Origin of the sequence: Roseobacter sp. OBYS 0001 (assembly GCF_019654895.1) — a bacterium.
Lineage (GTDB): Bacteria > Pseudomonadota > Alphaproteobacteria > Rhodobacterales > Rhodobacteraceae > Roseobacter > Roseobacter litoralis.
Genome location: NZ_BPES01000005.1, coordinates 35,421 through 60,232 on the forward strand (window position 1 = coordinate 35,421; position 24,812 = coordinate 60,232).

Genomic DNA, 24,812 nt, shown 5'->3' on the forward strand with positions numbered 1-24,812 from the left:
GGTAAGATGACGCAGAAAACACTTCTATCCTTTGGGCATGGCTATAGTGCGCGGGCGCTCGCCGCCCTGTTGATGCCGGCAGGTTGGCGCGTGATTGGCACAACACGTAGCGCCGACAAAGCCGCAGGCATTGCGCAAACGGGTGTTGAGCCGCTGATCTGGCCCGGGTCGGACGTCAGTGGCACGATAAGGAACGCCACAGCGCTGCTGATTTCTGCCGGACCTGACAAGGATGGTGATCCCGTTTTGCGCCGGTTGCACGCTCAAATTGCCGACCATGCCCGGCAGTTGAAATGGGTCGGCTATCTTTCGACCACGGGTGTTTATGGTGATCACGATGGCGCATGGGTGGATGAAGACACACCGCTGACACCATCGACGGCGCGCGGTCAGGCGCGTGTCGCGGCAGAAGCCGCATGGCAGGCCATCCCCGATTTGCCGTTACATATCTTTCGATTGGCGGGCATCTACGGCCCGGGCCGTGGTCCGTTCTCCAAGGTGCGCGCGGGAACTGCCCGGCGGGTCATCAAAAAGGGTCAGGTTTTTTCACGCACCCATGTGGAGGATATCGCGCAGGTGTTGATGGCCTCGATCCAGCAGCCGCGTCCGGGTGCGATCTATAACGTCTGCGATGATGATCCTGCCCCACCGCAGGATGTGATCGGTCATGCGGCGGAGCTTTTGGGTCTGCCCCTGCCGCCGGAGGTTGACTTTGAAACTGCGGATATGACCCCGATGGCGCGCAGCTTTTATGCCGAGAGCAAGAAGGTGCGCAACGATCTGATCAAACGCGAGTTGGGCGTCGTTTTGAAATACCCCAACTATCGAACGGGGCTTGAGGCGATGCTGTAAAGCAAAACAGGCCAATCAACCGCGTTGGTTCCCTGAAACCCAGCCTTTGATTGCCGTTGCGTTTCACAGTTGAGCATGACGCTTTGTTTGTGACGGGTCCAACCCTTCATAAACGAAAAATGGCGGCACCGAAATGCCGCCATCTTAACGTAGATCATTCACACCATTAAGATGCTTTTTTGCGCCGTTTCATAGCGGCAAGGCCACCGATGCCCGCCAGCAACATGAACCCGGCGGCAGGAAGCGGGACTGGTGCAATATCAATCCGCATGCCGATATCGTCAAAGTCGCGGTCGCCCGATGCGATGTCGTCGAACAACACGTAATACGATGTCGCGCTTATTGCCTTGTAACCGATAGCATAGTCACTCGATGCAGGATTGGCGCCCGCATTGTTGAAAATCTCGCCTTGGCTGCCAACAGGTGCGGTTGTGCCGAAGGAGAAGGCAACGAGCCCGTCCAGCAATTGATTTACCGACACGCTTGCGTTTTGCGCAGATGCGCCGGGACCTTTGTTGGTAAAGATCGTTCCGCCCACATTGGCAGAGAAATTGGTGTTTCCGGCCTCGAAGCCCAAGTAAGTGAAGGTTATTTTGGCAGGGCCACCGACGATTGACAGGCCGTTTGACGTTGATTTTTGATCACCCGAAATAAAGTCAATCGTCTGACCGTTCAGTCCCAGGCCAAGGTCATTCTTCGCAATCACCTGCGTCTGGTTCGTCCCGACAAAGCTAAAGGACGCAGCACTCGCCGCGGAAACGCCCAGTGTGATAACAGCAGCCGTTGTGGCCATCAAATGTTTGAAGTTCATATTACTTACCTTTTAACAGTTGTTACATTTAACAGTTCGGACAATTTTATGCATCCGTTTCTATACCCTGTCGCGTATCGCAACAAAGCTCATCTGGCAACGTTTTCTTAACTTTTGAAGCCGTGATATTCCATTTTGCAACTCATGCGATTGTGCCTTGATCAGCGGCAATCTTTTGGTTGTGCTTCGCAACGGAGGTGAAACAAAAAAGCCCGCCGCTCAAAAGAACGACGGGCTTGTTCATTCAGGCTTTGGCCGGGTCACATCAGCTCGCGTACATCCGTTAGGCGGCCCGTGATGGCGGCGGCGGCTGCCATGGCTGGGGACATCAGATGCGTGCGTCCGCCACGGCCCTGACGGCCCTCAAAATTGCGGTTTGATGTCGCCGCACAGCGCTCACCCGGGGCGAGTTGATCGGGGTTCATCGCGAGGCACATGGAGCACCCGGCCAGCCGCCATTCGAAACCTGCATCCTTGAAAATGTCCGCAAGCCCTTCCTCTTCGGCCTGCGCGCGCACGAGTCCGGAACCGGGCACGACCATCGCGCGCAAGCCGTCCTTCTTTTTCTTGCCCTTCAGGATTTCGGCAGCGGCACGCAGATCCTCAATGCGACCATTGGTGCAGGACCCGATAAATACCGTGTCAATCTCCACCTCGGACAAGGGCGTGCCGGGTGTGAGGCCCATATAATCAAGCGACCGCTGGACCGCTCCGATTTTACCGCCTTTGAAATCCTCAGCCTTGGGAACGCTCGCCGTAATTGGCAACACATCCTCGGGTGAGGTGCCCCATGTGACGACGGGCGCGATTTCATCGCCTTTGATGGTAATGACCTTATCCCAATGCGCGTCATCGTCCGAATAGAGGGTTTTCCACCATGACATGGCCGCTTCCCACTGTGCGCCTTTGGGCGCGTGGGGCCGGCCCATGCAGTATTCATAGGTCTTTTCGTCCGGCGCAATCAGACCGGCGCGCGCGCCGCCTTCAATGGCCATGTTGCAAACGGTCATGCGGCCTTCCATCGACAGATCACGGATCGCCTCGCCACAGTATTCGATCACGTAGCCGGTGCCGCCAGCAGTACCGGTATGTCCGATCACTGACAGGGTGATGTCCTTGGCCGTGACGCCCGGGCGCAGTTTGCCGGTAATCTCGACCTTCATGTTCTTGGATTTCTTCTGGATCAACGTCTGCGTGGCCAGAACATGTTCGACCTCGGATGTACCGATCCCATGCGCCAAAGCGCCAAAGGCCCCATGTGTCGCCGTGTGACTGTCGCCACAAACGACGGTCATGCCGGGCAGCGTCCAGCCCTGTTCGGGCCCAACGATGTGCACGATGCCCTGACGAATATCCGAAACCGGGTAGTAGTGGATGCCGAATTCCTTGGCATTGGTATCAAGGGCCGCGACCTGTATGCGGCTGTCTTCGGTCATGTTGTCGGCATTTTCGCGCCCCAGCGTGGTGGGCACGTTGTGATCCGGAACGGCAATCGTCTTGTCCGGCGCGCGGACCGTCCGGCCCGTCATGCGCAACCCCTCGAAAGCCTGCGGGGAGGTCACCTCATGCACGAGGTGGCGGTCAATATAAAGCAGGGTCGTGCCGTCATCGGCCTCATGTGCCACATGGGCATCCCAGATTTTATCGTAAAGTGTCTTGGGGGACATTAGTCCTCTCCCATATTGTGGAAATGTTCAAACTCAACCGCGCGCTGCGCCTATTGGTGCGCCGGCACAGCGCGTATGAGGCACACAAAGCGGCCGGGCAGTCGCGCATGATCCGATATGTCAAACAGCTGTTTCATTGCGTTGAACCGATAGCGTGAAATGCGCCCTTCATCAAGCCTTGGGAATTGCACATCGCCTTGTGGGTGTTTGGCCGATATGTAACCCTGCCGCTTATGGAAAACCAGTCGCAGGACTTTGATCGTGTTCTGATGTCAGTCGATGAGATTTGGCATTTGATCACCAGCTTTGCCGTAAGCATTCTGAACCCGGGCTGGCGTCAAAACCAGATCATCATCCTGCTGGCACTTGTGCTTGTGGCCTGGGTCCTGCACCGCCTTTTGGGCCGCGAAATAGACCGCCGTGTGCGGGCGCGCGAAGGGTGGGAGAAATGGAAACTCCGGGTCATTGTTCAGATCAAGCGCCGTTTGGGTCTGATCTGTTTTGCACTCATGGCCGGTCTTTTGTATCAGATCATGCAGCAGATTACATGGCCCTCGCGATCCTATTTAATCGGTCTGGCTGCAACGCTGGCGGTCGCCTGGGCGGTGATCAGCTTTCTGGGGCGTTTTATCCAGAACCGTTTGCTGCGCCGGTTCGTGGTCTGGGGGATGTGGATCTATGCGACGCTGATCCTGATCGGCATCGGCGATGAGGCATCGGGATTTCTGGATGATGTCGGTCTGAACTTTGGTGATTATCGTATTTCATTGCTCTCCGTGCTCTCGGCGGCCGTGGTGGTTGGCGTGCTGTTCACCGGCGCGCGGTTCATCAGCCGCACCACCGCATCGCGCATCCGCAGCAACGAAGACATCAGCCCCTCCATGCAGGTGCTTGTGGTCAAGGCAGTGCAGGTTATCTTTTACGGGCTCGCGCTGTTCATGGGGATCAATGCGCTGGGTCTGGACCTCACCGGGCTGGCGGTCTTGTCCGGCGCCATTGGTGTGGGTTTGGGGTTCGGTCTGCAAAAGGTCGTCTCCAACCTTGTGTCGGGTGTGATTATCCTGCTCGACAAATCGATCAAGCCCGGCGACGTAATCAGCCTTGGTGAAACATTCGGCTGGATCAACAGTCTGGGCGCGCGCTACGTCAGCGTGGTGACGCGGGACGGGCGCGAATACCTGATCCCGAATGAGGATTTGATCACCGGGCAGGTGGTGAACTGGTCGCATTCGGATGAATATGTCCGGCTCGATATATTTTTCGGCACCTCCTACGGCTGTGATCCGCATGTGGTGCGCAAATTGGCGGTTGAGGCGGCCAGCGGGGTGTCCCGTGTTTTGGGGCCGCCAAAGACGCCTGTGTGTCATATCGTGGGTTTTGGCGACAGTTCGGTTGATTACATTCTCAGGTTCTGGATCAGGGACCCGACCGGCGGGCTGACCAATATCCGCGGCGGGGTTTATCTGGCGCTCTGGGATATTTTCAAGGCAAACAACATCTCCATTCCCTTCCCTCAGCGCGAGGTTCGGGTTCTTGAAGAACAGGATTAAGCCGAGGACTGCCTTGCCCCTGCCTGATCGGGGACTAGCTTTTGCACCTCTTGAACACAGGCGAGCGACGATTATGGCGCAACAAACAGACATTGTACTGATCCTCGGCAGCGGCCCCAATGCACCGCAGGCCAAAGCGTGGCCGCGCGCGTATTTTGACCGAATCGTGGCGATCAATAACGCCTGGCAGATCCGGGAAGACTGGGACGATCTGGTCTTTCCCGAGGACTTTCCAGCGGACCGGCGGCCACAAAACGTCCTGCCGTCCCAGCGGCTTGTTCAGGCAGATCAATTCGTACCGACGCAAAACGCCTATGGTGGGTTTGTCTATGCGGGCGGCACGATGGCCTTCACAACGGCCTATTGGGCCTTGCAGGCGCTGCGACCCAAGGTGATGGCGTTTCTGGGCTGTGACATGGTTTATCCCAAGGCAGGCCCGACCCATTTTTATGGAACAGGTGCCGCTGACCCGTTGCGCGCAGACATCACACTGCAGGATTTAGGTGCAAAATCAGCGCGTTTGGGGACGCTGGCGGCGGCGCAGGGGTGTTGCTGCGTGAACCTTTCTTCTGAGCCGAGCGAGTTGATGTTTCAAAGGGCAAAGGCTTCTGATCTGCGTGAAGCTGCGTTTGTCCTTCCGGAGATACGCGGTATGGATGCCGTGCTGAAGCGCGAAGATGATCTGGGCTATTTCGTGGCCACCGGGCGTTACTGGGAACGAGATTTCGGATTTGACGCCCAGGAATTGGCCGGGCTTGATGCCGCCTGGCGTGCGCTGTGGTCTGCGGGCTGCGGCATGACGTGCGCTGCGTAACAATGTGTTTCTCAAGCTGTTATTGAATTGTCGCAATCATATTGTTAGATTTAGCCTACACCCAGCGACCGGGGTCTGGCGGCGCATCCAAAGGAGGACAATGTCCTGTCAATCCATGCTGATGCAGCAAAAGCTGCGCACACCGAGGCTGCGGTAATGGCTGCCGCAACCGAGATAGCCACGAGCGAAAAACTGTTGGCGACAATCCTGACTTCCCTGAATGACGACAAGGCCGAAGATATCGTACAGATTGATCTGCGCGGTAAGACGGAAATTGGCGACTATATGGTGATCTGTTCAGGCCGGTCGACCCGTCAGGTGTCCTCGATTTCTGAAAAGCTTGTACAGAAGATAAAAGATGATTTCGGGCGTGTGTCAAAGACCGAAGGCAAAGAAACCGGCGACTGGGTTTTGATCGACACCGGCGATGTCATCGTCCATGTCTTTCGTCCCGAAGTCCGGGAATTCTACCAGCTTGAAAAGATGTGGCAGCCCATGGGTGGTCCCGAAACGGCGGCAAATTAATCTGACGCGGCCTCGATGCGTATCCACATCATCGCGGTTGGGCGCTTGCGTGCCGGACCTGAGAAAGATCTGATCGACGACTATCTGACGCGTTTTGCGCGGTCGGGGCGCCCGCTTGGCTTGGGCCCCGCACGCATTGTCGAAGTCGAGGACCGCAAGAACGGCGGTATGAGCAACGAAGCTGTATTGCTGCGCCGTGCGCTTCCAGATGGCGCGCTGATCGCAGTTCTTGACGAACGCGGGCGCGTCGAAAGCTCACCAGATTTCGCTGGCAGGCTAGGAGGCTGGCGGGATCAGGGTCGGGGTGATCTGGCCTTTGTGATCGGCGGCGCAGATGGGATCGACCCCGCGTTGCGCGCGGAGGCGGATTTCGCACTGTCATTCGGCAAGATGGTGTGGCCCCATATGCTTGTGCGCGTCATGCTGGCCGAACAGCTTTATCGCGCAGCGTCAATTATGGCTGGGGCACCTTACCATCGCAACTGACCAAGGCGCGCCAGTTCTAGAGTACTTGGTTCTCAATCAGTTTTCGCCGTGTGGCGAGCGTGCCGCGGCCCATCACGCGCATCAGTTTGACCGCCTGATGGGTGGGCAAGTCCAAGGATTGCACCCTGTCCAGTGTGACAATGGCCGTCGTTCCGGACCATGCTGAAGGCGAGCCGGGAATGAACAGAACAGCTTGCGTTTCGTCCCGCTCCGTCTCAAAGGCGATCTGGTCGTAGTCGTCGAACTTCACGACAACCGGTTTCATCAGTGCAGCGACGTCCTCGGACCCGCTCATGCTGCCCAGCATCCCTTTGAAAACCGCGTAAGTGGGAATCACATCAATCAGCAGATCGTCAATCTTGCGAACCCGCATTCTCATGAATTGGCTTCGGGCAACCAGACCCGCCAGAAAGCACACCACGAGTATCATGATAATGGCCAGTATATTCACCAGCGCGAGGCCACCGATTTGAGTGACCGGGATAAGCTGGTCAACCGGCGCGGCAACAAGCAGACCAATCTGATAGACTTTGCCCAACAGTATCGCGATCACCGCAAGTGGTGCCAAAAACAGAATGCCGCCCAAAATTGTCGTCTTCATGATACGTCCTTCACGTGCTGGTCGCATCGGGTGTGCACCGTTCTGCACGACTCTTCAAGCCGAGGAACGAATCGCATTACGGTTGCCCCGGTGCTTTGACGCTTTGCGGGCAGGCAGATCTATTTCAGCGTGATGATTTCGGTCTTTGGGTTCCACCCGCCGGGCTTGTCCCGTGCCTGCACTTGTACACGTTTTACACCTTCGGGGATGCGCACGTTCGACAGTGAACGCGTGAATGGTTGTTCATCCACATGAGGATGCGCAAGAGCACGCATGCCCAGTTCCTTGCCATCCATGTCCAGCACCCGCCAAGCATCCGCATAATGATCCCAGCCGGTGTCCGGGTGCGAAATAGTTACGCTAAAGCGCCATGTTCCGTTCTCTGCCTGACGGGCAGAGACGTGATCAATCTTCGGCGGCTCGGCCATTGCTGGCAGGCTCAAAAACAGCAACGCAACAATGAAATGTCGGACCATGTTCGGGAATCGGCTCATTTTTCTTCTTGGTTAAACATAGCCATCCAGCAGAATTTTGCGAGAGTTGGATGCAAATTCGCGCCGCCAGACGACTGTGAATGTGACAAATGCAGCCAGCGCCAAAGCCAGTGGACCCAAAAGCCAGGCCGCTGATGCGAGGGCAAAATAGATGGAACGCAAGCCTCGGTTAAAGCCCTTGGCTGCCGTTATGTTGATTTCGGCCGCCTGCGAGGCGCGGTGATATGCGTTGGAGGCATCCGGATCGTTCGGAACGGCTGCCATCAGCACCGCGCAATATCCAAAAAGTCTGTTTGACCAGACGAATTTCAAGAAAGCATTCGTCAGGAACAAGGCAAGCATCACAAGTTTGATTTCCCAAACGATTGCGGGGTAATTTGTGGCCGTGATGTCTTCGGCAACGCCTGCGAGTTGATCGGCGTTTCCGATCAACGCGAGTGTCCCGCCCAGAGCGATCATGCAGGTCGATGCGAAAAACGCGGTTCCCTGCCGCAGAGCCGATAGAATCTGTGCATCAAATACGCGGGGTTCGCGGGTGACCATCTGCTTCATCCACTCTTTGCGGTAATTTGCCATAAGCTGTGATGTCGACGGTCTGGTTTTGGGGGCGTGCTCAACCCACCATCCGATGACGAACCAAAGGCCAAAAAGCAGCACAACGGCTGCCATGTCAAAACGCGTAAACAGGGCCAAACGATCCATGATATCCATAGGCAGACGCATGGCAGGTAAGATAATTCTTGCCAATGGCCAAAATTGGTCATATTAATTTACCAAAAGGAGTATGTGGATGGAAATGCCGATACCTGATGCCGCGATCATGGCACGTAAGGCGCATCTGGTAGAGCGTTTGCAAGCCGTGCTGCCTGCCGATGCGGTTATTCATGACCCGCACCAGACGCGCGCCTACGAGTGTGATGCGTTGACGGCCTATAAATGTCCGCCGATGGCTGTCGTGCTGCCAACATCCACCAAAGAGGTGTCTGATGTGCTGCGCATTTGCCACGAGGATGGCGTGCCTGTCGTGCCACGTGGGTCTGGCACCTCTTTGGCGGGGGGCGCTTTGCCAACGGCAGACTGCGTGATTCTGGGCGTGGCGCGCATGAATGATGTGCTCGAAACCAACTACGATGATCGTTACATCCGCGTGGAAACCGGGCGCACCAACCTGAGCGTGACCGGCGCAGTGGAAGAAAACGGCTTTTTCTATGCGCCCGACCCGTCCAGCCAGCTGGCCTGCGCAATCGCGGGCAATATCGCGATGAACTCAGGGGGCGCGCATTGCCTGAAATACGGCGTGACCACCAATAACCTGATGGGCGTCACCATGGTGATGATGAATGGGGAAATCATTGAGGTGGGCGGCGCGCATATGGACCCGGCAGGACTGGACCTGCTCGGTCTGATCTGCGGCTCTGAAGGGCAATTGGGCGTTGTGACCGAAGCCACCTTGCGGATTTTGCCCAAACCGGAAGGCGCGCGCCCCGTGCTCATGGGATTCGATGACAGTGAGGTTGCGGGCGCTTGCGTCAGTGACATCATCAAGGCGGGCGTTCTGCCGGTCGCGATTGAGTTCATGGATCGTCTGTGCATTGAGACTAGCGAAAATTTCGCGCAGGCAGGTTATCCGATGTGCGAAGCCTTGCTGATCGTTGAGGTCGAAGGTTCGGAGGCTGAGATTGATCATCAACTGGACCTCATCATGGAAATCGCGCGCCGCCACGACCCTGTTGAATTGCGTCAAAGCACCTCCGCGGAGGAAAGCGCGTTGATCTGGCTGGGGCGCAAATCTGCCTTTGGTGCGATCGGTCAAATCAATGATTACATGTGTCTGGACGGGACGATCCCGGTGTCGTCGCTGCCCCATGTGCTGCGTCGGATCGGAGAGTTGTCAGAACAGTTCGGCCTGCAGGTCGGCAACGTATTCCATGCAGGTGACGGGAACATGCACCCGCTGATCCTTTTTGATGCGAACAAGCCCGGCGATCTGGAGCTCTGCGAAGAGATGGGGGCAGAAATTCTCAAGCTCTGTGTCGAAGTGGGCGGCTGTCTGACCGGCGAACATGGCGTGGGCATTGAAAAACGCGACCTGATGTCGTTCCAGTATGAGCCGGAGGATCTTGAAGCGCAGATGATCGTCAAGGATGTGTTTGACCCGAAATGGTTGCTGAATCCGGCCAAGGTCTTTCCTTTGGCCGTCTCCGAAAGTCGACGTGCGCTGCCTTTGGCCGCCGAATAGTCGAAGTATGAAATCCGCAGGAAAATCGAGCCCAAGACGATGATGACACCCGACAGCGAGGCGGCGGTTGCCGACATAATACGTGCAGCCACTGGCCCGATTTGCATTGAGGGTGGCAACACGCGCGGGTGCGCGGTGCCGGGCGAGAAGCTGTCTTTGAGCAAACTGTCGGGCATCACGATCTATGAGCCGGGTGCGCTGACACTCGTGGCCAAAGCCGGAACGCCGCTGAAGGAGATCGAAAAAACCCTTGCAGGTGAACGCCAAAGGCTGGCATTTGAGCCACATGATTTGACGGGATTGCTTGGCACGCACGGCCACTCCACCATCGGTGGCGTCATCGCCACCAACGCCAGTGGGCCGCGCCGGATACAGGGCGGAGCCGCGCGTGATTACGCTTTGGGCGTGCGTTTTGTCGATGGGGCAGGGCACATCACAAAGAACGGCGGGCGGGTCATGAAAAACGTGACGGGCTATGATCTGGTCAAGCTGATGTGTGGCGCACATGGCACTTTGGGCGTGCTGACGGAGGTGTCACTCAAGGTGTTGCCGGTACCCGAAACGCAAGGCACGCTGATGTTGCGCAACATCGACAAGGCTGCTGCCGTGGGCGCGATGTCCGCAGCACTCGGCTCTCCATATGAAATCACCGGCGCGGCGCATTGTGCGGAAGTGATGGGAGACGGTCCGGTAACGGCCCTCAGAGTAGAAGGTTTCGAGGCATCCGTGGCTTACCGCATTGAGCAGTTGAAATCCTTGTTGCGGCATACCGGGGCAGAGATGCAGGTCGCCAGTCAGGAACTGTCGGATTGGTTCTGGACTGGCGCGCGTGACGTTCTGCGGTATGCGGACAAGGCCGGCGATGTATGGCGCATCTCCTGCAAGCCAAGTGATGCACCTGCATTGACGGATGCGGCAAAACCCGAGGCTTGTTACTACGACTGGGGTGGCGCCCTGATGTGGATGCGTGTGCCTGCCGGGACAGATCTGCGCGCCCGGCTGGGCAGCTATGACGGTCATGCCATATTGGTCCGGGGAACAGCATCCGCAGACCTGCCACGGTTTCAACCGGAATCTGCCGGTGTCGCGCAACTGAGCGCCGGGTTGCGGCACCGTTTCGATCCGAAAGCTATGCTCAATCAGGGCCTGATGGGCCGCGCGCTGTCAGAGGGTGTGTAACACATGCAAACGAACTTTTCTGATGCGCAACTCGCGCAGCCTGCCATCAAGCGCAGCAATGAGATTCTGCGATCTTGCGTGCACTGCGGGTTTTGCACCGCCACTTGTCCCACATATCAGGTGTTGGGCGACGAACTCGACAGTCCGCGCGGGCGCATCTACCTGATCAAGGACATGCTGGAAAACGACCGTGACCCGGATGCCAAAACGGTCAAGCATATTGATCGTTGCCTGTCCTGCCTTGCCTGTATGACCACTTGCCCATCGGGTGTGCATTATATGCACTTGGTCGATCATGCGCGAGACTACATAGAAAAACGCTACAAGCGACCGTTCAGCGACCGTGCGCTGCGTTGGATATTGGCGCGTATTCTGCCTTACCCGATGCGGTTTCGTCTGGCCCTTCTGGCGGCCAAGATGGGGCGTCCGCTTGCGCGTTTTATGCCGGATGCGCGTTTGCAGGCGATGCTGGAAATGGCGCCCAAGACCATTCCACCCGTGAGCCGCAATGACGATCCGCAGACCTTTGCACCACAGATCGCGCGCAAAAAGCGGGTGGCGCTGATGACGGGATGTGCGCAAAAGGCGCTGAACACAGACATCAATGACGCGACGATCCGGGTGTTGCGGCGCTTGGGCTGCGAGGTTGTCGTGGCCGAAGGGGCCGGTTGTTGTGGTGCCTTGACCCATCACATGGGCAAGTCGGACGAAAGCCATGCGACCGCGGCGCGCAATATTCGGGCATGGGTGCGGGAGATGGACGCGGGCGGTCTGGATGCAATAGTTATCAATACGTCTGGCTGCGGCACCACCGTGAAAGACTACGGTCATATGTTCCGCAATGACCCTGCGCTGGCAGCGGATGCGGCGCGCGTTTCAGCGATTACCAAGGATGTGTCTGAAGTGCTGATCGATCTGGACATGCCCGCCGGTGACGATAAAGCCATGGTCGTGGGCTATCATGCGGCCTGCTCGCTGCAGCACGGACAGCAGATCAAGACCTTTCCCAAAGACCTTTTGAAACATGCAGGCTTCACCGTGGTCGAGCCACGGGATTCGCATTTGTGCTGCGGGTCCGCAGGCACATACAACCTGATGCAGCCAGAGATTTCCAAACAGCTCAAAGCGCGCAAAGTGCAAACGCTGGAGGCGAAAAACCCGGATGTCATCGCGGCAGGCAATATCGGGTGCATGATGCAAATCGGGTCCGGCACCAAAATCCCGGTTGTTCACAGCGTTGAACTGCTGGACTGGGCAACGGGCGGGCCGAGACCCCCGTCGCTGGATGCCGATGCGACGCCGAAATCCGACGTGCCGATCCTGCGCTGACCCCCGGTTGAAAATGAAATGGGCCGACCATATCCGGGTGGCCTCATTTTCGCCCCAACCCGTCTGTATTTCTGGCTCTGATCAGAGAGGGTGGGTATGTACGGGTGGATATACACAGCAGCGATTGCGGGATGTCTTGCAAGTGCGGCAGTCGCAGATGATGCAGAACTGCGCAGCTTGGAAACCGGTGTGGACGCCAGCGCATGGGAAGCTGTGGGGCGTCTGGATATCGACGGCACGGGCTTTTGCACAGGGGCTTTGATTGCACCTGATGTTGTGCTGACTGCTGCACATTGTCTGTTCGATAAACGAAGTGGCGCTCAGATTGACCCCACTGGGATCGAGTTTCTGGCCGGGTGGCGCAATGGTCGTGCCTCTGCGTACAGGCGGGTCAAGCACGCCGCTTTGCACCAGGATTATACATATGGTGACGTTGTGGCGCCGCACAGGGTGCGTCATGATTTGGCGTTGCTTCAGCTTGTACGCCCGATCCGCAACACCACAATCGAGCCATTTGAAACCGCCGCGCAACCTGCAAAGGGGGAAAAGGTTGGCGTGGTAAGCTATGGACGCGGTCGCGCCGAAGCTGCGTCACTGCAAGAGATTTGCGAGGTGCTTGGCCACCAGAACGGCGTGTTGATCACAACATGTTCGGTGGATTTCGGATCGTCTGGCGCGCCAATTTTCTCGTTCGAGGGCGGGGCGGCAGTCATCGTGTCTGTGATCTCCGCCAAAGCGGAGGTTGAGGGACAGAAAATCTCGCTCGGGACGGAGTTGAGCGGTGCGCTCGCGTCGCTGCATGATGCGCTTGCGCGGCAAAACCGCTCCTTCGTCAGCTCCGTGCCGCGCGTCCGGCAAACCACCGTTGAAGAAAGCCGCAGTACCATGGGTGCGAAGTTCATTCGGCCCACGCAGTGAACGATCGATCACTGAACCGCCCCACGTTTTTGCATCAGGATACGTCAAACCTGCCATAAGTTGAAGCTCGGGTTTCAGGGTCTTGAAACGCTAAAATCGATCCCCATCTCATGGTCGTGAGGATGCCTTTGTCTGGGTCCTTGCAGAAACCGAAACTGGATGTGTCTAAGGTTAGAGCATCCGATCTTATCGCTCAAAAAAGAGGATATACCTATGCGTACTTATGATTTTGCACCGCTTTACCGTGCAACTGTTGGCTTTGATCAGATCGCTGATTTGATGGACCGCGTGCTGACCAACGAGGGTGCTCAGCCAACTTACCCGCCCTACAACATCGAAAAACTTGAGGATGACGCCTACCGCATTTCGGTGGCTGTTGCTGGGTTTTCAGATCAGGACCTGAGTGTGGAAGTGCGTGAGAATGCACTGATCATTTCTGCACGCAAAGCTGAGGAAAAACCGGACCGTCCCTATCTGCATCGCGGGATCGCGACGCGTGCGTTTGAACGCCGCTTCCACCTTGCGGATCATGTGCATGTAACAGGCGCCAGTCATGTTGATGGGATGCTGCACATTGATCTGGTGCGTGAAGTGCCCGAAGCGCTCAAGCCACGCCAAATCTCGATCACCTCAGCCAAGCAGATCGAGAAAGATGTCGTGGACGCAAAGACTGTGAACTAGAGCGTCTGACGAAATACCAGAAACATGAAGTATCACGTAACGTGTTGAAATCTTTGATTTCAGGCAGCGTTACGTGATTCAGCTTTTTCGCATGACGCTTTAACCACGCACTTCTGACATCTTGTAGAGCGCGGCCAGACGGTCGCGCTCCTTTCGTTTTATATGCGCTTGGAATGCCACTCTTTCGCAGGCCCACAGTCACGCGCAAGCCAATGCGTCACGATGGAGCGGTTTCGGGGAAGTTTCGAAAGGCGGCTTTGATCAGATCATGCATGTAGTGGCGCGCGACCTCCGGTTTGATCATGACAATACTCGGGCGGCAGGCCAGTGACACCAGCCCGTGCACAGAGGCCCATAACAGCAGAAAGAACTGGCGGTGTTGTTCATTTCCGGGGTCCCCGTCGCCGGCGCGTATCAGCATCTCCAGCAGTCCTTCCTGCAACTCGGCGGTTTTGACATCCAGCTGCAGGTCGCTGTCGCGTTCAAAAAGCATGTACCAGCGTCTTGGCTCAGAGTAGGCAAAGTCAAAGTAGGCCTCTCCAATGGCGATGACGCGTGCGCGGGCCTCATCGTCCGCTGCTGCAAGTCCTGTGCGCAGGGCGAGGGCCAATCGGTCTGCGCAGCGGGCATTGACCGCGCGCACGACCCCTTCCAGATCGCCAAAGGCATTGTAGAGCGACCCGACAGAGATACCCAACTCCTTGGCAAGCCCCCGCGCGTTGAGCGCACCGCCCCCTTGTTCGAGGACGATGCGTTCTGCGATTTTCGTGGCCCGCTCACGGATATCCGCGAGGTTCTTGTCCCGCCGGGATGCTGTCTTTTCGTTTTTCATACCCCAGTGTCTTGTGGGACAACCGTGGTTTTGTCAATTTCTAGAACCTCTCGGCGCCGTTGGGCGTAAAGCGGTAGACCTGATCTGACAGATCATGCGTAACCATGAAGCGTGCGATTGATCCAAAGGTCGCCGTGCCAATCTGAGACGCATGATCCGCAGTCGTGAGGGTCGCGGACTTTGCGGGCGCAAGCAAGCGCTTGAATCCGCTGATCTTGATCGGTTGCGGCTCAAAGTGTGCGGCGATGTTTGCCTTGATCTGATCCTGATCCGATGTGTCGTAAAGGCTGGCCATCAGCACATCCAGGGTGTGTTCAGTGCAGTTCTGAAATTGCGGTGTTCTGGGGTTGGCGAGCACGGAATAGTCACTGTTGTGCAGGCTTGCATAGGTGGGGCTGCTGATCACGGAAAGTAGTTTCTTTTGCAGCCGAGGATCGGGCACAATCACCCCGGCATCTAATTGATAGACCCCTGCAAAGAACTCCGCCGGACTGTCCTGCACCAATGTGCTGATGGTCGGATCGTCTGCGGTCTGGTAGAGGTTGTATACGCGGTACCCTTTGGTTTTTGTGCCATCCGCCTTGGTGATCTGCGAATAGACCCAATATGCAACGTGGGTGTAATCTATACCCGCTGGCAACGTGTCCGGGTCCCGCCCGATCCGGCCGACAATGGCGATATTTGCGCCTCTCTGGGCCAGATCAAGTTCAAGCTGTTTTGCATAGCGTGCCACGTCCTCGCGCGGCAGGTGCGGGGTGCCGGTCTCGGCGCTGCCTGCCCAGGATAGGGACGGCAGCAGGGTTGCGAGGATGACGGCGATTGCGGTGAAAATACGTTTCATTTTATCTCTCCCGGTCTTGTGGTGTTCAGTCCAACGTGGGCGCTGCATTCGGCATCACGGTGATGTTGATCGTCTGCGGTGCGGGCTGGCTGGCGTGGCCGATGTCAGACCCAAGTTCGATGGCGCTGGTGCCAACTTCTTCGAGGGCCATGCCGGTGACCGCAATGGCTGAGCCAACGGCGACAATCGGAACCGACGCGACCGTGCCAGCGCCCGATACAACTGCGGCACCGGCATGGCTTGCAGCTTCGCCAGAGTGGTAAGCGGCCTCATTCGAGTGCTGTGCGCTGCCGCCTGCAAAAGCAGTCGTGGCTGTCAAAGCAAGAGCGAGAGCGGCGATTGTGGAGCGTATGAACATTTGATATTCCTTTTTTGTGAACAGTGTTCATATCAGATAGGAGGTCGGGTAATTTCTGTCAACACAAAAAATGAACAATGTTCACAAAAAGGCGATGTCCGGCTGTCTTGGCGCAGAACCTACGGGCCTGAACCCTGAATCCAAAAAGGACCACTGTGTCAGGGGTCCATCATTTTTGGCGGTCTCAGGCGACCCTCAGATACCGCAAATTATACAGGGACTTCTTGAAGGGCTGGAAAACGGCGTGTGCCCGGCGTCGCGGTACGTGCTGCAAAAACCGATGCGGTCAAGGCTCTATGCCCTGCGGCCCGTGACCTGATCCCTGGCTCCGCCTATGCGAAAATCATAGGGTGCGGATGGTTCTATCTCAGCATGATTCAGAACGATTATAGCCGCGCGATCATCGCGTGAGAAGTTTCCGCCAGTATGCGGACACAAGACGGGACGGTCACATGAAACCTCGCAATGCAGGCATCGGGTTGCAACCAACTTCACATCTTCCAAAAGCCAAGGCTGCTCAGCGATACCGGCTCCAGCTACGTTCGCGGGGAACTGGTCGAAAAGTTGCAAGACAAAGGCATGAAGCACGCTCGCGGTGCACTTTGCCATCACCAAACGCACAGAAACGGCGGCAGTACCCTTCGTTACCGGAGGGAGCCTTGCGAAAGATCACAATAGTTTCCGGTAGAGGGAACATTTTCTGGGTCTGTCCGTTTGTCTAGGTGCGGCGCGAATTAATCGTATGAGACCGCGCAGCATCAAGTCTTAGAAAGGACCTCTCATGAACCGTATTATTTATATCATTGGCCTTATTGTCGTGATCCTTGCCATCCTGTCCTTTTTGGGCCTGAGATGATCAGGTTGGCACTCAATTGCCCAACCGCAGGCCGCTGGTTTGCGACATGTTTCTCGGTATTTTGCGCATCGACATCAGCGGCAGAACAAGTGGGAAACGTGGACGTCGACTGGCTCGGCAATGACATCGTAATCGAAGCTTTCGCTGACCCAGACGTCGACGGGGTGACCTGTCACGTAGCCTATTTCGAACGGGGCCTCGTCGACCGTCTGCAAAAAGGGAACTGGTTCGAAGACCCGTCAAACGCATCCATTGCGTGCCGTCAGACCGGCCCTATCCAAGTGGGCGAAATCGACCGGTCCGATGAAGGTGAAAACGTTTTTTCCGAGCGACGGTCGATCATCTGGAAGAGCCTGAACGTCAAACGCATTTTGGATAGCGAAAATCAGACGCTCATTTATATTGCGCATGCACGCGAGGTTCAAAACGGATCCGCGAAGATGTCGATTTCTACCGTACCGCTGTACCAGCCCTAGGTCTTTCACAACGACTGGCGAGTTATCGCGATAGCGCGTTGTTTCAGCGGACCCAACCTCACAAAAACTCTATATCTGTCGGTGCCTGCAGCGTGATTTCCATGCTGCATCATTGATCATCCGTGCGACCAACGCGATGATCATTGTCGCAGTGGCCCCCCAACAAACATCATTTAACGGTCTCCCCCCGGACCAACATCGCGCGCAACTGTTCTAGGTGAACAGAAGGTTACGGGATTGGCGGAGACTGAGGCGACTGCCATGGCGGTCGGGCAGCCCCTATTAGCTGCCCACTGCTTCCATGCATTCTGGAATAGTATTGTTCCCGGCTGTAATGGATCATGAAAAACCGACAGTAGTTTTCTTGTCGGGACCGTCGCGGTCGGCCATCAAGTGGCCGAAGGCATGTTGATCCCAGGAACGAATGGGTGATCCCGCTTTCATTTCAATTGCGGCCACCAGCAGAAAGCAGATCTATCGTCACGCTTCTAGCTGTGCACTGGCCCATACTGGCGTATTCGCTACCAATGGCGGCGGAGACACACACCCGATGATGGCAAGCAGAAAACTGCAGCTGATCATGCCAGCTGCAGTTGAGTTTGTCTAAGGCGCTGGCTTTGCTTAGCGCCGGCTGTTCAGCGCCATGCCGAGTACCACGCCAACTGCCAACGCACCGGCAACGGTCACCAACGGCTGCTTCGCGGTGAAGTCGCGGGCGGCGTCGGATGCTTTGACGATGTTGTCACGCACTTCGGTCGCGGCAAGCTCGGCTACCTCGCTTGCGGCTTGCGTCTTCTGGACAGCAAATTCACGCGCCTTTTCGGCCGTTTCAGTTGCGACTTGTTTTGGCCCTTTTTCCACCTCTGAGGTGGATGCATTGGTCAGTGTGTCGGGGTCTGCGGAATGAATGGTGGTAGACATTTGTGTTCTCCTTAGTTTCGAATTGTCGGAAAAGAGCACTTAACTCTTACGTTCAGTGGTGGCGGACACGATCGTATCCAGCCTCGATGCCTTCGCGCAACGCGGCCTCGCCTGTAGCCGTAGCGGTGGCGATCTCGTCGCGCAGCGTCAGTTCTGCCTGTTGCATCAGCGCGTCACGCTTTGCACCCAGCAGATCGTCTTCGGTCCGCGTTCTTGGCAATAAGGCGGCAACGACAGCGCCGACACCTACCGCGATCGCAGCGGTCGAAAAGGGTTGGTTATGATGAAAGCTGCGCGCCTTTCGGGCTGCTATTGCCGCCTGACGGTCAAGCTTTTCCTGCACGTTGATCGCGGCCTTGCGGGCTGCGATGACCCGTTCACGCGCCGGCGCTGGCAGGTTGGCAAGACCTTTGTTCAGGGCCGCGCGCATTCCCGGCGCTTTGGACGCCTGCGTTTGCACCTCATCCGCAGCCTCAACGCGCCGGTCGAATTCGCCCGTCAGGACGTCTTTGTCGGACATGCCGGGTGCGACGGCGGCGGTGCGCACATCATATCCGGGCTTTCGTTGCGGGCGTTTCGGACCTGCCATCAGCGCTGCAAGGCCGACACCAACCAAAAGCGCACCGGCAGGGTTGGCGCGTGCGGCGTCTATGACCGTGTGGCCGATCGCACCGCCTTTCGATTGTACCTCGCGGGAAACCGTGGTCGATATTTGTTCCGGCGACAATGCGTTGGTCAGCTGTGTCAGCGTGCGACCCAGCATGCTCCGGTCAGCTTCGATGTTTCGTTCGAGATCTTGAACGTCGTTAGACATGAGCATTCTCCTTGATCGTATCGATGTTTTTGCGCAAGCTGCGCGCGGTTTTCTTGAGCTTCAGGTTGTCGGGGTCCAGTCGCGATTTGCCTGCCAGGAAAAGTCCGGCGGCGATCGCCAAGGCGATGCCGGCAACGACCAGCGAGGCCACGGATACGGGCAGACCTGCCTCAGCAAGCCCCGCAACTGCCGCCGCCGTAAGCACGTCGAGCGCGGAAAAGACCAGAAAAATCGCGGCCAATACCAACATGATACCGATGAAAGCTCTTCGCGCATTGTGCGCGAGTTCGCGCTTGGCAAGTTCGATCTCGTTCTGAACCAGTCGTGTGCTGCGCTGCACAATGTCGGTGAGCAATGCGGGCGCATCAGTCGGATCAGGTCGCGCCTGTGGCGTCGGGTGGATGTCGCTCATGACGACGCACTCCCATTGCTGAGGCCTGCTTCATGCGCAGGTTTTGTGCGGGGCGAACCTGTGACGTGGCCGGTCCACGGGTCGGTATCGCTGAGCAGTGCGCCGCGCCCCTCTGGATCGGAAGCTTTGAGGAAACGTGCGGCTGCGAACCCGAGCAAAACAGCGCCGCCGAGGAACAGCGCAGGGTTCTCGCGCGCAAACGTTTTGGCCTTGGCCGTTGCCGCAGCCAGATCAGTGTCGCTTATTGAACTTGCAACAGTCTGCAGCTGTGCTGCGATTTGGCCTGCTGCCTGAGCTTGCAAACTGCCGGGTTCGAATTCCTTGGACGCTGCGACCGCTGCATCTGCGGCACGCGTTACCTCAATCTCAGCTTGGTCGGTGGCTTGGTCAGCTGCCCTTTCGACCTGACGGTGCGCAAATTCCGACGCTGCGGTCACGGTGTTATCCAGTGTGTCCCGCAAGTCGCTTTCGTTGTTTTTCGTTGGATGGTCTGTCATCTGATCCTCCGTTGAAGTCTGTTACTGACACAACGGATAATCCGGCACATTGTTCCGAGAAATCCTGAAGAAACATAGCTGGCGTCTTCAGGCGTACCGATAAATTTTCACAGTTACAGCACCTTAAACCATCTCAACGGGGATTCCGGGCAACAGGGTTCCAAAGCTTTCCGCAGCACTGGCGGTATGCGGCAGCAGGAAGCCTGACCGATCTGCGGGCGCGCGACTTGCGTTTTGCTGCGCCAATTCGCGCCACTTTTTGACGGTCTCGGGGGCGGCGGCGCAAAAGCAATCATCGGCACCCTTGGGAAGCCATGCGCCCATAACGCGTTTGCGCAGCATGCGTACCTGATCAGGGTCGGATATCTCGATACCAAGTTCCGTGTCCCAGCGCATGCTGCGCCCGTTCAGATTGGCGGAAGTTACAAGCCCGGCGTGATCATCAAAGATCGACACTTTGGAATGCACAAAAATCATTGGAGCACCACAGAGCGTCGCGCGGTCGCCTGCCTCGCTTTTGCGGCAATGTGCGGGTGACGCGATGAATGCCCGCGACCCGAAAGCCTCTGTGATCCGTCCGATCGCTTTGGCCTGAAGATACTCACCAAACTTGTAATCCAGACCCTCCGCCCCTTCGAATGCGACCTCAAGCGGTGCGGCAGGCAGGAGAATGATCAATCCCAAATCCGGTGCCGTTTTGGCGCGGGCAACGAGCGCATCTGCAATCACCGGATCGCGCAAAAACTGGCTTTCCAGATATATCAGCCGTTCGGCCTGCTCAATCAGCTCCAGATGGCGATCCATGATTCCGGTGTCGCAAACATGTGGTGACAGCGATCCGGAGTTGCGTTTGCGTTTCACAGACAGGGTGCGCAACAGCCCCTCTGGCGAACGGATGCTGACCTCGCCCGCGCATTCAGCACTGAAGCTCTCAAGATGTTCACGCGCGGAGAGGGCGCGCTTCTTGTCCTGCAAAATGACATGCACATCGTGCCACGTCTTTTCTGCGGGAAGCGCGTGGTGCACCGTGTCCATACGGCGCGCATCCAGATCCAGGCCACCGACATAAAGCACCTCGTCATCGATAACCGCGAGCTTCTGGTGGTGCGTGACCGGCAACATCGGTGGGAACTCACGCCGTTTCGGGTGGATTTTACCGTCCTTTTCAAACGTAAATTGAGTGAATCGCGGCATGAAGCGGATCGCCTCGGCACGTGCGGCATCCTCCAACCCGTTGAGCCAATCGCAGGTCTGCGCGACTTGTGATTGCACCTTGGGCCACAAGGCGATGCGCGGCGCCCACCCGACACGAGCAGGATGATCTTCGACTGTGACGCGCAACCTGCCATGCCCAGTGACCATCTCGGCGATCCCCAGCAAGATGCTGAGCGATTTGAAACTACCGCGGTGCAGTTCAGGACGCACGACCGGATCAAAGTCCGACAGTGCAATCGTGATATCAACACCTTCATTCAGTTTTGCAAGTAACAGGTCAACCCAACGGGGACCGAACTCCCGGGCCTCACAAGACAGCAAATGCATACGCGGATCGAAAACGCGAAAGCCCATGTCGATGCGCGTTTTGGCGGCGACAACGGCTTTTTCGAAGGCACGGTATCCTTCGTCTGCGGTGACAAGTACTTCGAGATTATTCAGCAACGTCATATTGCATCTCCGGCTTTGAATTGCGTCCAGTTTTTGCGAGAAGATCACGGCTTTCGTCCCTGTCACCTTGAATTGGGTCGCGTCCATGCATCTCCTTGTTGATTTGCCGCAGCCAAACCAGCAGTGGGATCGCGATGATGCCTCCCACAGGTCCCCATATCCATAGCCAGAACACCAGCGAGGTGAAAATCAAAAGCGGATTCACCGACATTTGCTTACCGACAAAGGTCGGTGTGACGAACTGACCTTCGGTCATGTTCATCAGCATATAAGTCAGCGCGGGCAGAACGCTCATTGCCCCGTCGAATACGATCAACCCTCCGAGCAGCAGAACAATCGCAAAACTGATTGGCCCAAGGTAAAGCACATAGTTGACGAGAAAAGCGCCGAGTCCCCAATATGCGGCATTTGGCATGCCGTAGGCTGAGAGCATCAGGCTGACCAATGCGCCGAAGCAGGCGTTGATCGCGGTGATCGCAAGAAAGTAACGCGATACCTCTACTTCAGCGCGGCGCAAAACCTTCTCGGACAAATGCGTCGTGACAGAGGCGATGTATTTATAGAGTTCCAATTTCGTCAACAGAAAGAAATAGAGAATACCAACGAAAACCATGATCTGCGCGGCGAAAGAAGGCAGATAGCTCAATATTCCCGCGACCGTCGGAACGGCAACGGCCCCTGGTGCTTCCATCTCTGCGCTGCCTTCGGGAGCGAGCGTTATGGCGACCTGGTTTTGCACATTTTCGACGTTTTCCATGGTGGATTTGAGGCCGCTCAGCGATTGCTGCAGTTCGGTCCACATGAATGGCACACGGGTCATAAACTCAGCGACTACCGGGTAGAACAGGACAACGCCCAGGGTGATCACCGACAGCACCGTGATCAGAACCGCAAGAGCGCCCACCACTGGCGGCGCTCCGAGCCGGTCAAAGAAGTTGGATAGCGGCGCAAAGACCACACCAACAACCAGAGCAAAGACCAATGGCAGGAAAACAGGTGTACCGCTTTCGAGGAGCCACACAGTGGCCGAGGCACCGACAGCGACAAGCGCCAGCCGCGTCAGGTCAACTCTCCTGTTGTCTGGCGTCGTGGAAAGATCCTGCACGGTGCACTCCTGATTGTTTGAAATAGAAAAACCGGCCTCAGGTTTTGAGGCCGGCTTACTTGCGAGGATAGGGTTATACCGTAGCGTGACCTGAACCGCGCGGACCGGCGAAAAACCAGATGATGAAACCGACAACCGGCAGTACCAGGATCAAAAGCGTCCAGAGCAGTTTAGCCCCGAGGGACACACCGCTTGTCCAGATCTTCACGATTGCGTAAATGTTGAGGACCAGTACGAGCAGTCCGATAATACCATATTCCATTGTCTTGAACCTCCGTTTGTATGTGTTCGTCTGAGGAGGAAACACGCGTGCTCCCGAAATTGTTCCGAAAAGTATTCTGATCTTTTTGGGAACTTCTCCGGCCCTTACCGGTTTTGCCAACAGAAACCAGAACTTGAAGGAGACGGATAAATGAAAACCGGTATTACAATCGCCGCTGTAGCTGCTGCAATCGCCATAGGTGTTGGTGTCTATATGGTAGACATCGACGTGACTGAAAACGCTGAGCTTCCGGACGTCGATGTGTCCGTCGAAGCGGGTAACATGCCCGAATTTGATGTTGAGACGGGCGACATCGAAATGGGTACAAAAGAGGTTACTGTCGAAGTACCCACAATTGACGTCCAGACGCCGGAAGAAGACAGCCGTACGGCCAATAACCAGTAACAGCGTCGCATATGAGTTGAAAAAGCGCCGCCTCATTTTGGGGCGGCGTTCTTTTGTTGAATACTATGTGTATGCTTCCGAGGACCAGGATGTTCAGGCATAAAAAAACCATCAACATTCCATGCTGGTGGTCTCATTCTTTCAAAAGCTGACCAACGTCACGCAGATCGCACGGCGTATGGGCCGACTACCTCCGCGCGGAGTAGCTTGACGTTGCGACGATGGGACTTGAACTGCATATCGAACAAATCGCCAAGAACCGGGATACTGCCAACCAGAAAATCAACCGCCGTGTTGGCTCCCATGCGCAGCAGTGTCCGTCGCCGCGCACCCATTTTTGCACCCTCGTAAATCATGAAGGCGCTGGGCAGCGTCGTTGCGATGTCGCCAACCCCCGGGATCAGGCCAATCACGCTGTCCCATCCAAAACGCAGCCCGACCAGCGGCATGCGAAACCGATCATCAAGCCGGTGTGCAATACGCTCCAGCCGTGCCAGCCGGTTCATCCGTTGGCTGTGTGTGAGGTATTCGTCCATGCCTGATCTATTTGTCTGTCGCGAGATCGCGCAATTGGTCTGCAATCTGGGTATCCGCGTCGGTTTCTTTCACTTTTTTGGCCGTATCTCCGGTCAAAACTTCGTCACTTTTTGCATGATCGGAGTCGCCTTTTTCGCCGTCACGGTTTTTCAGCGGGTGGTGTTGTTCGGACCCTTTCAGGTCTGGATGGCTTACGGTTTGCGATGTTTTTTTCATGGCGTGTCCTTTCTGGAGTGGCAGGGTTTCGCCCCGCAGGTTGCTTCGATAGGCCAACGAATTACGCGCTCAATTGTTCCCTCGGCGCTGCGCGGTATGCGGTGTTTCACAAACCAAACTGAAATGTGTCCCCATTCGCGGGAACCTCACCCGGCCCAATTGCGTTGTGATTTCAACAGCGTTGAAAACTGTGCTCTGGATGCGCATTTTCAGCGATTTTGGCAGGCCGGAAAGAAATTCAGCCGGCGTCTGCTTGCCAAACAATTCAGCCGGCTGGCAAAGAATGGAGAGTTGATATGGATATCACCTACCTCGTCGCTTTGCTCTTTCTTGTAACGCTGAGCGCCGTGCTTGTGTTTGCCGTGGTCAGCAAGGCAAGAACCGAGAAACGAATGAAGGATGACGATGCTCGCAAATCCACTTTGGCAAAAGATGCGCCAGATAAATAACGCGCAGGCTCGAGCAAATG

30 protein-coding genes are annotated in these 24,812 nt (G+C 56.5%); 13 read left to right on the plus strand and 17 right to left on the minus strand.

Features of this window, described 5'->3' with window-relative positions; translation table 11 throughout:
* Positions 1-6 precede the first annotated feature (6 nt).
* Positions 7-852, plus strand: coding sequence for an SDR family oxidoreductase (locus tag K5Q35_RS12010; protein ID WP_220799730.1), 846 nt, complete (start codon positions 7-9; stop codon positions 850-852).
* Positions 853-1,018: 166 nt separating this feature from the next.
* Here K5Q35_RS12010 and K5Q35_RS12015 read toward each other — a convergent pair whose 3' ends face one another.
* Both K5Q35_RS12015 and leuC read right to left on the minus strand, forming a co-directional pair.
* Positions 1,019-1,663 (minus strand): VPLPA-CTERM sorting domain-containing protein, encoded by a 645-nt coding sequence (locus K5Q35_RS12015; protein ID WP_013960054.1) that lies wholly within the window; start codon positions 1,661-1,663, stop codon positions 1,019-1,021.
* A gap of 260 nt (positions 1,664-1,923) precedes the next feature.
* The gene (gene leuC, locus K5Q35_RS12020; RefSeq protein WP_220799731.1) at positions 1,924-3,330 is read right to left on the minus strand and encodes a 3-isopropylmalate dehydratase large subunit; all 1,407 of its coding nucleotides are present in this window, start codon (positions 3,328-3,330) and stop codon (positions 1,924-1,926) included.
* A 233-nt stretch (positions 3,331-3,563) separates the two neighbouring features.
* On the opposite strand from leuC, the gene K5Q35_RS12025 reads away from it, so the two are divergent.
* From K5Q35_RS12025 to rlmH, 4 genes are all read left to right on the plus strand, one after another.
* The gene (locus K5Q35_RS12025) at positions 3,564-4,880 is read left to right on the plus strand and encodes a mechanosensitive ion channel family protein (RefSeq protein ID WP_013960056.1); all 1,317 of its coding nucleotides are present in this window, start codon (positions 3,564-3,566) and stop codon (positions 4,878-4,880) included.
* Between the two features lie 73 nt (positions 4,881-4,953).
* On the plus strand, positions 4,954-5,694 hold the full coding sequence (locus K5Q35_RS12030) for a hypothetical protein (RefSeq protein ID WP_220799732.1): 741 nt from the start codon (positions 4,954-4,956) through the stop codon (positions 5,692-5,694).
* 156 nt (positions 5,695-5,850) lie between these two features.
* On the plus strand, positions 5,851-6,219 hold the full coding sequence (rsfS, locus tag K5Q35_RS12035) for a ribosome silencing factor (RefSeq protein WP_013960058.1): 369 nt from the start codon (positions 5,851-5,853) through the stop codon (positions 6,217-6,219).
* A 15-nt stretch (positions 6,220-6,234) separates the two neighbouring features.
* A complete protein-coding gene (gene rlmH / locus K5Q35_RS12040) occupies positions 6,235-6,705 on the plus strand; it encodes a 23S rRNA (pseudouridine(1915)-N(3))-methyltransferase RlmH (RefSeq protein WP_220799733.1) in 471 nt (156 codons plus the stop codon).
* Positions 6,706-6,721: 16 nt separating this feature from the next.
* Here the strand turns inward: rlmH and K5Q35_RS12045 are convergent, their stop codons facing one another.
* The 3 genes from K5Q35_RS12045 to K5Q35_RS12055 all read right to left on the minus strand — a co-directional run bounded on the left by K5Q35_RS12045 (position 6,722) and on the right by K5Q35_RS12055 (position 8,511).
* The gene (locus K5Q35_RS12045; protein ID WP_013960060.1) at positions 6,722-7,306 is read right to left on the minus strand and encodes a DUF502 domain-containing protein; all 585 of its coding nucleotides are present in this window, start codon (positions 7,304-7,306) and stop codon (positions 6,722-6,724) included.
* A 119-nt stretch (positions 7,307-7,425) separates the two neighbouring features.
* Positions 7,426-7,800, minus strand: a complete 375-nt coding sequence (locus K5Q35_RS12050) for a hypothetical protein (RefSeq protein ID WP_220799734.1) — start codon at positions 7,798-7,800, stop codon at positions 7,426-7,428.
* A 12-nt stretch (positions 7,801-7,812) separates the two neighbouring features.
* Positions 7,813-8,511: a DUF599 domain-containing protein gene (locus tag K5Q35_RS12055; protein WP_220799735.1), complete on the minus strand. Its 699-nt coding sequence runs from the start codon at positions 8,509-8,511 to the stop codon at positions 7,813-7,815.
* Between the two features lie 79 nt (positions 8,512-8,590).
* Between K5Q35_RS12055 and K5Q35_RS12060 the strand changes: the two genes are divergently transcribed.
* The 5 genes from K5Q35_RS12060 (at position 8,591) to K5Q35_RS12080 (ending at position 14,146) form a co-directional block, all read left to right on the plus strand.
* A complete protein-coding gene (locus K5Q35_RS12060; protein WP_220799736.1) occupies positions 8,591-10,039 on the plus strand; it encodes an FAD-linked oxidase C-terminal domain-containing protein in 1,449 nt (482 codons plus the stop codon).
* Between the two features lie 39 nt (positions 10,040-10,078).
* Positions 10,079-11,218 carry an FAD-binding protein gene (locus tag K5Q35_RS12065; RefSeq protein ID WP_374758616.1) on the plus strand — a complete coding sequence of 380 codons (1,140 nt, stop codon included), beginning with the start codon at positions 10,079-10,081 and terminating at the stop codon, positions 11,216-11,218.
* Positions 11,219-11,221: 3 nt separating this feature from the next.
* Positions 11,222-12,547: a glycolate oxidase subunit GlcF gene (glcF, locus tag K5Q35_RS12070; RefSeq protein WP_220799738.1), complete on the plus strand. Its 1,326-nt coding sequence runs from the start codon at positions 11,222-11,224 to the stop codon at positions 12,545-12,547.
* Positions 12,548-12,643: 96 nt separating this feature from the next.
* The gene (locus tag K5Q35_RS12075; RefSeq protein ID WP_220799739.1) at positions 12,644-13,465 is read left to right on the plus strand and encodes a serine protease; all 822 of its coding nucleotides are present in this window, start codon (positions 12,644-12,646) and stop codon (positions 13,463-13,465) included.
* Positions 13,466-13,678: 213 nt separating this feature from the next.
* Positions 13,679-14,146, plus strand: coding sequence for an Hsp20 family protein (locus tag K5Q35_RS12080; protein ID WP_220799740.1), 468 nt, complete (start codon positions 13,679-13,681; stop codon positions 14,144-14,146).
* Between the two features lie 217 nt (positions 14,147-14,363).
* On the opposite strand, the gene K5Q35_RS12085 is transcribed toward K5Q35_RS12080, so the two are convergent.
* The 3 genes from K5Q35_RS12085 to K5Q35_RS12095 are packed head-to-tail and all read right to left on the minus strand — an operon-like array spanning position 14,364 to position 16,177.
* Positions 14,364-14,978: a TetR/AcrR family transcriptional regulator gene (locus tag K5Q35_RS12085; RefSeq protein ID WP_013960068.1), complete on the minus strand. Its 615-nt coding sequence runs from the start codon at positions 14,976-14,978 to the stop codon at positions 14,364-14,366.
* A 40-nt stretch (positions 14,979-15,018) separates the two neighbouring features.
* Positions 15,019-15,819, minus strand: a complete 801-nt coding sequence (locus tag K5Q35_RS12090; RefSeq protein WP_220799741.1) for a DUF2145 domain-containing protein — start codon at positions 15,817-15,819, stop codon at positions 15,019-15,021.
* Positions 15,820-15,844: 25 nt separating this feature from the next.
* Positions 15,845-16,177 carry a hypothetical protein gene (locus tag K5Q35_RS12095; RefSeq protein WP_220799742.1) on the minus strand — a complete coding sequence of 111 codons (333 nt, stop codon included), beginning with the start codon at positions 16,175-16,177 and terminating at the stop codon, positions 15,845-15,847.
* Between the two features lie 852 nt (positions 16,178-17,029).
* On the opposite strand from K5Q35_RS12095, the gene K5Q35_RS12100 reads away from it, so the two are divergent.
* The gene (locus tag K5Q35_RS12100; protein ID WP_220799743.1) at positions 17,030-17,509 is read left to right on the plus strand and encodes a CreA family protein; all 480 of its coding nucleotides are present in this window, start codon (positions 17,030-17,032) and stop codon (positions 17,507-17,509) included.
* A gap of 621 nt (positions 17,510-18,130) precedes the next feature.
* Here K5Q35_RS12100 and K5Q35_RS12105 read toward each other — a convergent pair.
* The 7 genes from K5Q35_RS12105 to K5Q35_RS12135 form a co-directional block, all read right to left on the minus strand.
* Complete coding sequence (locus tag K5Q35_RS12105; protein ID WP_013960074.1) at positions 18,131-18,430, minus strand: hypothetical protein; 300 nt, start codon at positions 18,428-18,430, stop codon at positions 18,131-18,133.
* Between the two features lie 52 nt (positions 18,431-18,482).
* Entirely contained in the window at positions 18,483-19,244 is a 762-nt protein-coding gene (locus K5Q35_RS12110; protein ID WP_220799744.1) for a DUF3618 domain-containing protein, read from the minus strand.
* On the minus strand, positions 19,237-19,656 hold the full coding sequence (locus K5Q35_RS12115) for a phage holin family protein (RefSeq protein WP_013960076.1): 420 nt from the start codon (positions 19,654-19,656) through the stop codon (positions 19,237-19,239). The genes K5Q35_RS12110 and K5Q35_RS12115 overlap by 8 nt, the downstream gene beginning before the upstream one ends.
* Entirely contained in the window at positions 19,653-20,153 is a 501-nt protein-coding gene (locus K5Q35_RS12120) for a hypothetical protein (RefSeq protein WP_220799745.1), read from the minus strand. The genes K5Q35_RS12115 and K5Q35_RS12120 overlap by 4 nt, the downstream gene beginning before the upstream one ends.
* A 123-nt stretch (positions 20,154-20,276) precedes the next feature.
* Complete coding sequence (locus K5Q35_RS12125) at positions 20,277-21,818, minus strand: phospholipase D-like domain-containing protein (protein ID WP_220799746.1); 1,542 nt, start codon at positions 21,816-21,818, stop codon at positions 20,277-20,279.
* Positions 21,802-22,923, minus strand: a complete 1,122-nt coding sequence (locus K5Q35_RS12130; protein WP_220799747.1) for an AI-2E family transporter — start codon at positions 22,921-22,923, stop codon at positions 21,802-21,804. The genes K5Q35_RS12125 and K5Q35_RS12130 overlap by 17 nt, the downstream gene beginning before the upstream one ends.
* A 73-nt stretch (positions 22,924-22,996) precedes the next feature.
* On the minus strand, positions 22,997-23,185 hold the full coding sequence (locus tag K5Q35_RS12135) for a PLDc N-terminal domain-containing protein (protein WP_013960080.1): 189 nt from the start codon (positions 23,183-23,185) through the stop codon (positions 22,997-22,999).
* Between the two features lie 150 nt (positions 23,186-23,335).
* On the opposite strand from K5Q35_RS12135, the gene K5Q35_RS12140 reads away from it, so the two are divergent.
* A complete protein-coding gene (locus tag K5Q35_RS12140; RefSeq protein WP_220799748.1) occupies positions 23,336-23,590 on the plus strand; it encodes a hypothetical protein in 255 nt (84 codons plus the stop codon).
* A 158-nt stretch (positions 23,591-23,748) separates the two neighbouring features.
* Here K5Q35_RS12140 and K5Q35_RS12145 read toward each other — a convergent pair whose 3' ends face one another.
* Both K5Q35_RS12145 and K5Q35_RS12150 read right to left on the minus strand, forming a co-directional pair.
* On the minus strand, positions 23,749-24,126 hold the full coding sequence (locus tag K5Q35_RS12145; RefSeq protein ID WP_220799749.1) for a DUF4112 domain-containing protein: 378 nt from the start codon (positions 24,124-24,126) through the stop codon (positions 23,749-23,751).
* Positions 24,127-24,133: 7 nt separating this feature from the next.
* The gene (locus K5Q35_RS12150) at positions 24,134-24,343 is read right to left on the minus strand and encodes a hypothetical protein (RefSeq protein ID WP_220799750.1); all 210 of its coding nucleotides are present in this window, start codon (positions 24,341-24,343) and stop codon (positions 24,134-24,136) included.
* 296 nt (positions 24,344-24,639) lie between these two features.
* On the opposite strand from K5Q35_RS12150, the gene K5Q35_RS12155 reads away from it, so the two are divergent.
* Positions 24,640-24,792, plus strand: coding sequence for a hypothetical protein (locus tag K5Q35_RS12155; RefSeq protein ID WP_169315064.1), 153 nt, complete (start codon positions 24,640-24,642; stop codon positions 24,790-24,792).
* Positions 24,793-24,812: the final 20 nt, after the last annotated feature.